This window comes from Streptomyces sp. ICN903 (assembly GCF_022015835.1).
Classification (GTDB): domain Bacteria; phylum Actinomycetota; class Actinomycetes; order Streptomycetales; family Streptomycetaceae; genus Streptomyces; species Streptomyces fenghuangensis.
Genome location: NZ_JAKMAY010000236.1, coordinates 1 through 8,979, shown reverse-complemented (window position 1 = coordinate 8,979; position 8,979 = coordinate 1). Strand labels below are relative to the sequence as shown.

General features: G+C 74.0%; 10 protein-coding genes. 9 read left to right on the top strand and 1 reads right to left on the bottom strand.

Annotation, left to right across the window (positions count from 1 at the left end; genetic code table 11):
- Nucleotides 1–962 (bottom strand): GTP-binding protein (locus L7D48_RS21410; protein WP_237881468.1); only part of this gene is annotated, 962 nt, incomplete at its 3' end.
- 285 nt (nucleotides 963–1,247) lie between these two features.
- On the opposite strand from L7D48_RS21410, the gene pgsA reads away from it, so the two are divergent.
- The 9 genes from pgsA (at nucleotide 1,248) to ruvA (ending at nucleotide 8,898) form a co-directional block, all read left to right on the top strand.
- On the top strand, nucleotides 1,248–1,979 hold the full coding sequence (pgsA, locus tag L7D48_RS21405) for a phosphatidylinositol phosphate synthase (protein ID WP_237881466.1): 732 nt from the start codon (nucleotides 1,248–1,250) through the stop codon (nucleotides 1,977–1,979).
- Nucleotides 1,976–2,932: a phosphatidylinositol mannoside acyltransferase gene (locus L7D48_RS21400; RefSeq protein ID WP_237881464.1), complete on the top strand. Its 957-nt coding sequence runs from the start codon at nucleotides 1,976–1,978 to the stop codon at nucleotides 2,930–2,932. Before pgsA ends, L7D48_RS21400 begins: the two co-directional genes overlap by 4 nt.
- Nucleotides 2,929–4,101, top strand: coding sequence for a glycosyltransferase family 4 protein (locus L7D48_RS21395; protein WP_237881462.1), 1,173 nt, complete (start codon nucleotides 2,929–2,931; stop codon nucleotides 4,099–4,101). The genes L7D48_RS21400 and L7D48_RS21395 overlap by 4 nt, the downstream gene beginning before the upstream one ends.
- 21 nt (nucleotides 4,102–4,122) lie before the next feature.
- Nucleotides 4,123–4,683, top strand: coding sequence for a hypothetical protein (locus L7D48_RS21390; protein WP_237881460.1), 561 nt, complete (start codon nucleotides 4,123–4,125; stop codon nucleotides 4,681–4,683).
- Between the two features lie 266 nt (nucleotides 4,684–4,949).
- Nucleotides 4,950–5,879 (top strand): pyridoxal 5'-phosphate synthase lyase subunit PdxS, encoded by a 930-nt coding sequence (pdxS, locus tag L7D48_RS21385; RefSeq protein WP_206351463.1) that lies wholly within the window; start codon nucleotides 4,950–4,952, stop codon nucleotides 5,877–5,879.
- A gap of 123 nt (nucleotides 5,880–6,002) precedes the next feature.
- On the top strand, nucleotides 6,003–6,596 hold the full coding sequence (gene pdxT / locus L7D48_RS21380; protein ID WP_237881458.1) for a pyridoxal 5'-phosphate synthase glutaminase subunit PdxT: 594 nt from the start codon (nucleotides 6,003–6,005) through the stop codon (nucleotides 6,594–6,596).
- A 69-nt stretch (nucleotides 6,597–6,665) separates the two neighbouring features.
- Complete coding sequence (locus L7D48_RS21375; protein ID WP_237881456.1) at nucleotides 6,666–7,418, top strand: YebC/PmpR family DNA-binding transcriptional regulator; 753 nt, start codon at nucleotides 6,666–6,668, stop codon at nucleotides 7,416–7,418.
- A gap of 194 nt (nucleotides 7,419–7,612) precedes the next feature.
- Nucleotides 7,613–8,266 (top strand): crossover junction endodeoxyribonuclease RuvC, encoded by a 654-nt coding sequence (gene ruvC, locus L7D48_RS21370; RefSeq protein WP_237881454.1) that lies wholly within the window; start codon nucleotides 7,613–7,615, stop codon nucleotides 8,264–8,266.
- Entirely contained in the window at nucleotides 8,263–8,898 is a 636-nt protein-coding gene (gene ruvA / locus L7D48_RS21365; RefSeq protein WP_237881452.1) for a Holliday junction branch migration protein RuvA, read from the top strand. Before ruvC ends, ruvA begins: the two co-directional genes overlap by 4 nt.
- Nucleotides 8,899–8,979 lie beyond the last annotated feature (81 nt).

Below are 8,979 nucleotides of genomic sequence, written 5' to 3'. Positions count from 1 at the left end.
GTGACCGGGGGCACCTCGCGTTCCTCAGGGGTGGGGAAGCCGCGGGTGACCAGCTCCAGCAGCTCCACCGTGCCCAGGCCCTGCCGGGCTCCCTCCGCGGCGGGGGCCGCGGCCAGGACGGGGTGGAACACACCGCGGGCGACGGCCTTCTCCAGGTCCCGCACCAGCGTCTCCACCTCGACGTCCGCGCCGTCGAGGTAGCGGTCCATCAGGGTCTCGTCCTCACTCTCGGCGATGATGCCCTCGATCAGCCGGGCGCGGGCGTCGGCGATCAGCGGGAGGTGCTCGGGATCCGGCGCGCGCTCGGCGCGCTCGCCCGCGGAGTAGTCGAAGACCCGCTGCGACAGCAGCCCGATCAGCCCGGCGACCGGCGCGTGCCCGTCGGGCCGCCCCTCCGGCGGATCCCCGTGCATGGGCAGGTACAGCGGGAGCACGGCGTCGGGGTCGTCGCCGCCGAAGACCCGCCGGCAGATGTCGGTCATCTCCCCGAAGTCCGCGCGCGACGCCTCCAGATGGGTGACGACGATGGCGCGCGGCATCCCGACGGCGGCGCACTCCTCCCACACCAGCCGGGTCGACCCGTCCACGCCGTCGGCGGCCGAGACGACGAAGAGGGCCGCGTCCGCCGCCCGCAGACCGGCCCGCAGCTCCCCGGTGAAGTCGGCGTAGCCGGGAGTGTCCAGGAGGTTGACCTTGACGCCGTCCCACTCCACGGGGACCAGGGAGAGCTGGACCGAGCGCTGCTGCCGGTGCTCGATCCCGTCGTGGTCGGAGACGGTGCTGCCGTCCTCGACCCGGCCCGCCCGGACCAGCGCGCCCGAGGTCTGGGCGAGCGCCTCGACCAGCGTCGTCTTCCCCGCGCCGCTGTGGCCGACCAGCACCACGTTCCGTATGGAGCCGGGCCGGTCGGCCACCGGCGCCCTTCCCGCGGCCCCGGTGTGCGTACTCGTCCTGTCGCCCATGTCCTCCGCCTCCCGGTCCGCGCGGCTGGGTCGGATGGTCGTGTGCCGGATCGCACCAGAGGTGCTCCTTCGAGCTTTCCACCGCCGCCGGAGTCCGTCCATACGTGGCATTCACCTCTACCGTGGGCAACAGGCGCGAAACGGGGCTTTTGCGGGTGAACCGTGAGCGGAAGGGCGGAAGCGGCGGCCGCTCCGACGCACCGGCGGCGCTCCGGGTGCGGCTGGCTACGATGGGCGCGCCGACGGCCCCCCGGCCGCCGGCCCACCTCGACCTCCGGGAAGGCCATGCTGAACAAGTACGCGCGTGCGTTCTTCACGCGTGTTCTCACACCGTTCGCCGCTCTGCTCCTCCGGCTGGGGGTCAGCCCCGACACGGTCACGCTCATCGGCACCGGCGGAGTCATGGCGGGGGCACTGGCCTTCTTCCCCCGCGGCGAGTTCTTCTGGGGCACCGTCGTCATCACCCTGTTCGTCTTCTCCGACCTGGTCGACGGCACCATGGCGCGGCAGTCGGGCCGCTCCAGCCGCTGGGGCGCCTTCCTGGACTCCACCCTCGACCGCGTCGCCGACGCGGCCGTCTTCGGCGGCATCGCGCTGTGGTACGCGGGCGGGGGCGGCGACCCGGTGCTGTGCGCGGTGGCGATCTTCTGCCTGGCGAGCGGCCAGGTCGTGTCGTACACCAAGGCGCGCGGCGAGAGCATCGGCCTGCCGGTGAACGTCAACGGCCTGGTCGAGCGCGCCGAGCGGCTGGTGATCACCCTGGTGTGCGCCGGGCTCGCCGGATTCGAGACCACCTTCGGCGTCCCGTACATCGGGATCCTGCTGCCCGTCGCCCTGTGGGTGGTGGCCGTGGGCAGCCTGGTGACGATCCTGCAGCGGATGGTGACGGTCCGGCGGGAGGCCGCCGAGGCCGACGCCGCCCCCGTCCGGGGAGGGGCCGCCTCCACCGGGGGCGAGGCCACGGGGCCGGGACGCGACGGGGCCGCCGCGACCGAGCAGGGAGGCGGCAGCTCATGAGGGAGCGGATGACCGACGCCCTGTACGGGCTGGGCTGGGGCGCGGTCAAGCGCCTCCCCGAACCCGCGGCCGCGGCCCTGGGCCGCGCCGTCGCCGACGCCGCCTGGCGGCGCCGGGGCCAGGGGGTGCTGCGCCTGGAGGCCAACTACGCCCGGGTGGTCCCAGGAGCGGGCCCCGAGCGGCTGGCCGAACTGTCCCGCGCGGGGATGCGCTCGTACCTGCGCTACTGGATGGAGTCCTTCCGGCTGCCGGTGTGGGACGCGGCGCGCATCCGCGAAGGTGTCGAGGTCACCGACCTGAACCGGCTCACCGACACGCTGGGCTCCGGCCGCGGCGTGATCCTGGCGCTGCCGCACATGGGCAACTGGGACCTGGCCGGCGCCTACCTCACCACCGGCCTGGGCATCCCGTTCACCACCGTCGCCGAGCGTCTCAAGCCCGAGACCCTGTACGACCGCTTCGTCGCCTACCGCGAGGGCCTGGGCATGGAGGTGCTGCCGCACACCGGCGGAGCCGCCTTCGGCACCCTGGCCCGGCGGCTGCGCGCGGGCGGTCTGGTGGCACTGGTGGCCGACCGGGACCTGTCCTCCTCCGGCATCGAGGTCGACTTCTTCGGCGAGCCGGCCCGGATGCCGGCCGGCCCGGCCATGCTGGCGCTGCAGACCGGGGCCGCGCTGCTCCCGGCGTACCTGTGGTTCGACGAGACGCCCGTGATGAAGGGACGCGTCCTGCCGCCGGTCCAGGCGCCCGCCGAAGGCACCCGCAAGGAGAAGGCCGCCGCCATGACCCAGGCGGTGGCGGACGGCTTCGCGGCGGGCATCGCCGAGCACACCGAGGACTGGCACATGCTGCAGAGACTGTGGTCGGCGGACCTCGCGCCGCGGACCGGGGCGGAGACGGGACAGGGCCCGGCCGGCTCGGGCCCGGCCGGCCGGGAGGCGGGGAAGCGGTGAGGATCGGCATCGTCTGCCCCTACTCCTGGGACGTCCCCGGCGGCGTCCAGTTCCACATCCGGGACCTGGCCCAGCACCTCACCGCCCTCGGGCACGAGGTGTCCGTCCTCGCCCCGGCCGAGGAGGAGACCCCCCTGCCGCCGTACGTCGTACCGGCCGGGCGGGCCGTCCCCGTCCCGTACAACGGCTCGGTCGCCCGGCTGAACTTCGGCTTCCTGTCGGCGGCGAGGGTGCGCCGCTGGGTGCACGAGGGCGCCTTCGACGTCCTGCACATCCACGAGCCCGCCACGCCCTCGCTCTCCCTGCTCGCCTGCTGGGCGGCACAGGGGCCGATCGTGGCCACCTTCCACACCTCCAACCCGCGCTCGCGGGCGATGATCGCCGCCTACCCGATCCTGCAGCCCGCGCTGGAGAAGATCAGCGCGCGGATCGCGGTCAGCGAGTACGCCCGCCGCACCCTGGTCGAGCACCTGGGCGGGGACGCGGTCGTCATCCCCAACGGCGTGGACGTGGGCTTCTTCGCGGACGCCGAGCCCAAGGCCGAGTGGCAGGGCCGCGACGGCGGGAACACCGTCGGCTTCATCGGGCGCATCGACGAGCCCCGCAAGGGGCTGCCCGTGCTGATGAGAGCGCTGCCGCGCATCCTCGCCGAGCGCCCCGGCACCCGCCTGCTGGTGGCCGGACGCGGCGACGAGGAGGAGGCCGTCGCCGGCCTGCCGCGCGAGCTGCGCGACCGCGTGGAGTTCCTGGGCATGGTCAGCGACGAGGACAAGGCGCGGCTGCTGCGCAGTGTGGACCTGTACATCGCCCCCAACACCGGCGGCGAGTCCTTCGGCATCATCCTGGTGGAGGCGATGTCCGCCGGGGCCCCGGTGCTCGCCAGCGACCTGGACGCCTTCGCCCAGGTGCTGGACGGGGGAGAGGCCGGCGAGCTGTACGCCAACGAGGACGCCGGCGCGCTGGCCGCCGCCGCGGTGCGCCTGCTGGGCGACCCGCGGCGCCGCGCGGAGCTGCGCGAGCGCGGCGGCCGCCATGTACGCCGCTTCGACTGGTCCACCGTCGGCGCGGACATCCTGTCCGTCTACGAGACCGTCACTGACGGCGCCGCCTCGGTCGCGCCGGACGAGCGGGCGGGGCTGCGGGCCCGGCTGGGCCTGGCCCGGGACTGAACCGAGGGGGACCTTCCGACCGTGACCACCACGATCGTCTGGATCGCGGCCGCGCTGCTGCTCGTCGCCGTCTACCTGAGCTGGACCGCCGGACGCCTGGACCGGCTGCACGCCCGGATCGACGCGGCCCGCGCGGCCCTGGACGCGCAGCTGCTGCGGCGTGCCTCCGTCGCGCAGGAGCTGGCCACCGCGGGGGTGCTGGACCCGGCCGCCTCCATCGTCCTGTACCAGGCCGCCCACGACGCCCGGCAGGCCGAGGAGGAGCAGCGGGAGGTCGCCGAGAGCGAGCTCAGCCAGGCCCTGCGCGCGGTGTTCGCCGAGGGCGCGCAACTGGAGGCGGTACGGGCGGCGCCCGGCGGTGAGGCGACCGCCGAGGAGCTGGCCGCCGCGGTGCGCCGGGTGCCCATGGCGCGGCGCTTCCACAACGACGCGGTGCGGGCCGCCCGTGCGCTGCGCCGCCACCGCAAGGTGCGCTGGTTCCGGCTGGCCGGACACGCCCCCTTCCCGCTGGCCTTCGAGATGGACGACGAGCCGCCGGCGGTTCTGGCGGACCGGACGGGCCCGCCCAGGGAAGGCCACTGACTTCCGATTGGCCCTTTCGTGAGGGCCGGTTGTTCCGTTTCATCGGTTCTGTAGCAGGGATCACCGTGAACTGGACCGGGCGGCGGGCCCACCGGGGAATCGAACTGGCCTACGATGGGTTCACCGTAAGGCTGCCGCGCCCACCCGCGCGAGCAGCCCGGGCCACCCGCCGGCCGGTGCCGTACGCCGCCGTTCAGCGTCCCGGCCGGTCCCGGCCCGTCCGGCCCGTCCCAACCACTGTCACCGTCGCCGAGTGAGGTCGCACCTTGTCCACCACGCCTTCCAGCACGCCCGAAACCGCCTCCGCGCCGGCCCCCGAGACCGGCACCGCGCGCGTCAAGCGCGGCATGGCCGAGCAGCTCAAGGGCGGTGTGATCATGGACGTGGTCACGCCGGAGCAGGCGAAGATCGCCGAGGACGCCGGCGCCGTCGCGGTCATGGCACTGGAGCGGGTGCCCGCCGACATCCGCAAGGACGGCGGCGTGGCCCGCATGTCCGACCCGGACATGATCGAGGGGATCATCGACGCCGTCTCCATCCCGGTGATGGCCAAGTCCCGCATCGGCCACTTCGTCGAGGCCCAGGTGCTCCAGGCGCTCGGCGTGGACTACATCGACGAGTCCGAGGTCCTCACCCCGGCCGACGAGGTCAACCACAGCGACAAGTGGGCCTTCACCACGCCCTTCGTCTGCGGTGCCACCAACCTGGGCGAGGCCCTGCGCCGGATCGCCGAGGGCGCGGCCATGATCCGCTCCAAGGGCGAGGCCGGCACCGGCAACGTCGTCGAGGCCGTCCGCCACCTGCGGCAGATCAAGAACGAGATCGCCCGCCTGCGCGGCTACGACAACAACGAGCTGTACGCCGCCGCCAAGGAGCTGCGCGCTCCCTACGAGCTGGTCCGCGAGGTGGCCGAGCTGGGCAAGCTGCCGGTCGTGCTGTTCTCCGCCGGCGGTGTGGCCACCCCGGCCGACGCCGCGCTGATGCGCCAGCTCGGAGCCGAGGGCGTCTTCGTCGGCTCGGGCATCTTCAAGTCCGGCGACCCGGTCAAGCGCGCCGCCGCCATCGTGAAGGCCACCACCTTCTACGACGACCCCAAGGTCGTCGCGGACGCCTCCCGCGGCCTGGGAGAGGCCATGGTCGGCATCAACTGCGACACCCTGACCGAGGCCGAGAGGTTCGCCGGCCGCGGCTGGTGACCCGCGGCGCGCACCGCGCCCCCCTCGGCCCGGGCGGCCCGCGCACCGCGGGCCGCCCGGGCCCGTACCGCCCGTCCGTCCGTCCCCCACGCCGTCCCGTACGTCCCCGAAGAGGTGCGCCCCGTGACCACCCCCGCCATCGGAGTCCTCGCCCTCCAGGGCGATGTCCGCGAACACCTCGCCGCGCTGGAGGCGACCGGCGCCGAGGCCCGCACCGTCCGCCGCCCCGAGGAACTGGCCGGAGTCGACGGCCTGGTGATCCCCGGCGGCGAGTCCACCACCATCTCCAAGCTGGCCACCGCCTTCGGGCTGATGGAGCCGCTGCGCGAGAGGGTCCGCTCGGGCATGCCGGCCTACGGCTCCTGCGCGGGCATGATCATGCTCGCCGACAAGATCCTCGACCCCCGCTCCGGCCAGGAGACGGTCGGCGGGATCGACATGATCGTGCGCCGCAACGCCTTCGGGCGGCAGAACGAGTCGTTCGAGGCGTCCGTCGACGTCGCCGGGGTCGAGGGCGGACCGGTCGAGGGCGTCTTCATCCGCGCTCCCTGGGTGGAGTCCACCGGCGCGGACGTGGAGGTGCTGGCGGTCTTCGACGGCCACCCCGTCGCCGTGCGGCAGGGCTCCCTGCTGGCCACCGCCTTCCACCCCGAACTCACCGGGGACCACCGCGTGCACCGGCTCTTCACCGGGATGGTGCGCTCGGCCGCACGGTGAACCGCCGGTGTCACCGGCTGTAGTATCGGCCCGTTGATTCCCCTGTTGGCGACATGAAGGAGCGAGGCTGTGTCCGGCCACTCCAAGTGGGCAACCACCAAGCACAAGAAGGCCGTGATCGATGCCAAGCGCGGCAAGCTCTTCGCCAAGCTGATCAAGAACATCGAGGTCGCGGCCCGGCTGGGCGGCGCCGACCCCGACGGCAACCCCACCCTCTACGACGCCATCCAGAAGGCGAAGAAGAGCTCCGTCCCCAACAACAACATCGACCGTGCGGTCAAGCGGGGCGCGGGCCTGGAGGCGGGCGGCGCCGAGTACCAGACGATCATGTACGAGGGCTACGGCCCCAACGGTGTCGCGGTCCTGATCGAGTGCCTCACCGACAACCGCAACCGCGCGGCCTCCGACGTGCGCGTCGCCATGACCCGCAACGGCGGCTCCATGGCCGACCCGGGATCGGTGTCGTACCTGTTCAACCGCAAGGGCGTCGTGATCGTCCCCAAGGGCGACCTGACCGAGGACGACGTGCTGGCCGCCGTCCTGGAGGCGGGCGCCGAGGAGGTCAACGACCTCGGCGAGTCCTTCGAGGTCCTCAGCGAGGCGAGCGATCTGGTCGAGGTGCGCACCGCGCTGCAGAAGGCGGGCATCGACTACGACTCGGCGGACGCGAACTTCGTCCCCACCATGCAGGTGGAGCTGGACGAGGAGGGCGCCCGCAAGATCTTCAAGCTGATCGACGCGCTGGAGGACAGCGACGACGTGCAGAACGTCTTCGCCAACTTCGACGTGCCCGACGACGTCATGGCCAAGGTCGAGGCCTGACCCGGTCCTCCGGGCGTCCGAGCCCGGGCCGCAGTCCGAGCCCGGGCCGGGGAGACCGAACCCGAGCCCGCCTCGGAGACCGGCGCGAGGCCCGGCGCCGGCCCTCTTCCGTGTCGCCCTCCGGCGTTGTCGGTGGCAGCCGATAGCCTGCGGGAACAGGTGATCGAACGACCAGTGGACGGAAGGGGGCCGCGGTGCGCGTGCTCGGCGTGGACCCGGGGCTGACCCGCTGCGGCATCGGCGTGGTGGAGGGGACGGCCGGCCGGCCGCTGCGGATGGGCGGGGTCGGCGTCGTGCGCACCCCCGCCGACGCGGAGGTCCCCGACCGGCTGGTGCTCGTCGAGCGCGGCATAGAGGAGTGGCTGGAGGAGCACCGGCCCGACGTCGTCGCCGTGGAGCGCGTGTTCAGCCAGCACAACGTCCGCACCGTGATGGGCACCGCGCAGGCCAGCGCGGTCGCCATGCTCTGCGCGGCCCGGCGCGGCCTACCGGTCGCCCTGCACACCCCCAGCGAGGTCAAGGCCGCCGTCACCGGCACCGGCCGGGCGGACAAGGCCCAGGTCGGAGCGATGGTCACCAGACTGCTGCGGCTGGACGCCCCGCCCAGGCCCGCCGACGCCGCCGACGCCCTGGCACTGGCCATCTGCCACATCTGGCGCGCCCCCGCCCAGGACCGGCTCCAGCAGGCCAGACTCCAGCAGGCCCGGCACCAGCAGCTCCACCGCCGGCAGGCCCACGCCGCCCGGGCCGCGTCCGCGGCGGTGGCGGAACCGGCCCCGGCACCCGGGGCCGCGCCGCCCGCCGCGCCCGCCCGGCGAACCCAGCGCACCCCGAAGGACAGCCGATGATCGCCTTCGTATCCGGACCGGTCGCCGCCCTCTCCCCGGACACCGCCGTGATCGAGGTCGGGGGGGTGGGCATGGCCCTCCACTGCACCCCCGCCACCCTCGCCGGCCTGCGTGTCGGCGAGCACACCAGGCTGGCCACCTCGCTGGTGGTCCGCGAGGACTCCCTGACGCTCTACGGCTTCGCCGACGACGACGAGCGGCAGGTCTTCGAACTGCTCCAGACGGCCAGCGGCGTCGGCCCGCGGCTGGCCCAGGCCATGCTCGCCGTCCACAGCCCCGACGCGCTGCGGCTGGCGGTCTCCACCGGGGACGAGAAGGCGCTCACCGCCGTTCCGGGCATCGGTAAGAAGGGTGCGCAGAAGCTGCTGCTGGAGCTGAAGGACAGGCTCGGCGAGCCACTGGGCGCCGGGGCCGCCGCGGCCGGGCGGAGCCCCGGACCCGCCGCGGGCGAGCCCGGCTGGCGGGAACAGCTGCACGCCGCCCTGGTGGGCCTGGGTTACGCACCCCGCGAGGCCGAGGACGCGGTGACCGCCGTCACCCCGCAGGCCGAGGCGGTGCTGGCCGAGGGCGGCCGGCCGCCGGTGCCCCAGCTCCTCCGCGCCGCCCTGCAGACCCTCAACCGCGCACGCTGAGACGCCGGTCCGTACCGCCGCGGCGGCACGGACCGGCGACGGACCGACGAGAGACCGACGATGACGCCGCACCCCCCGCCC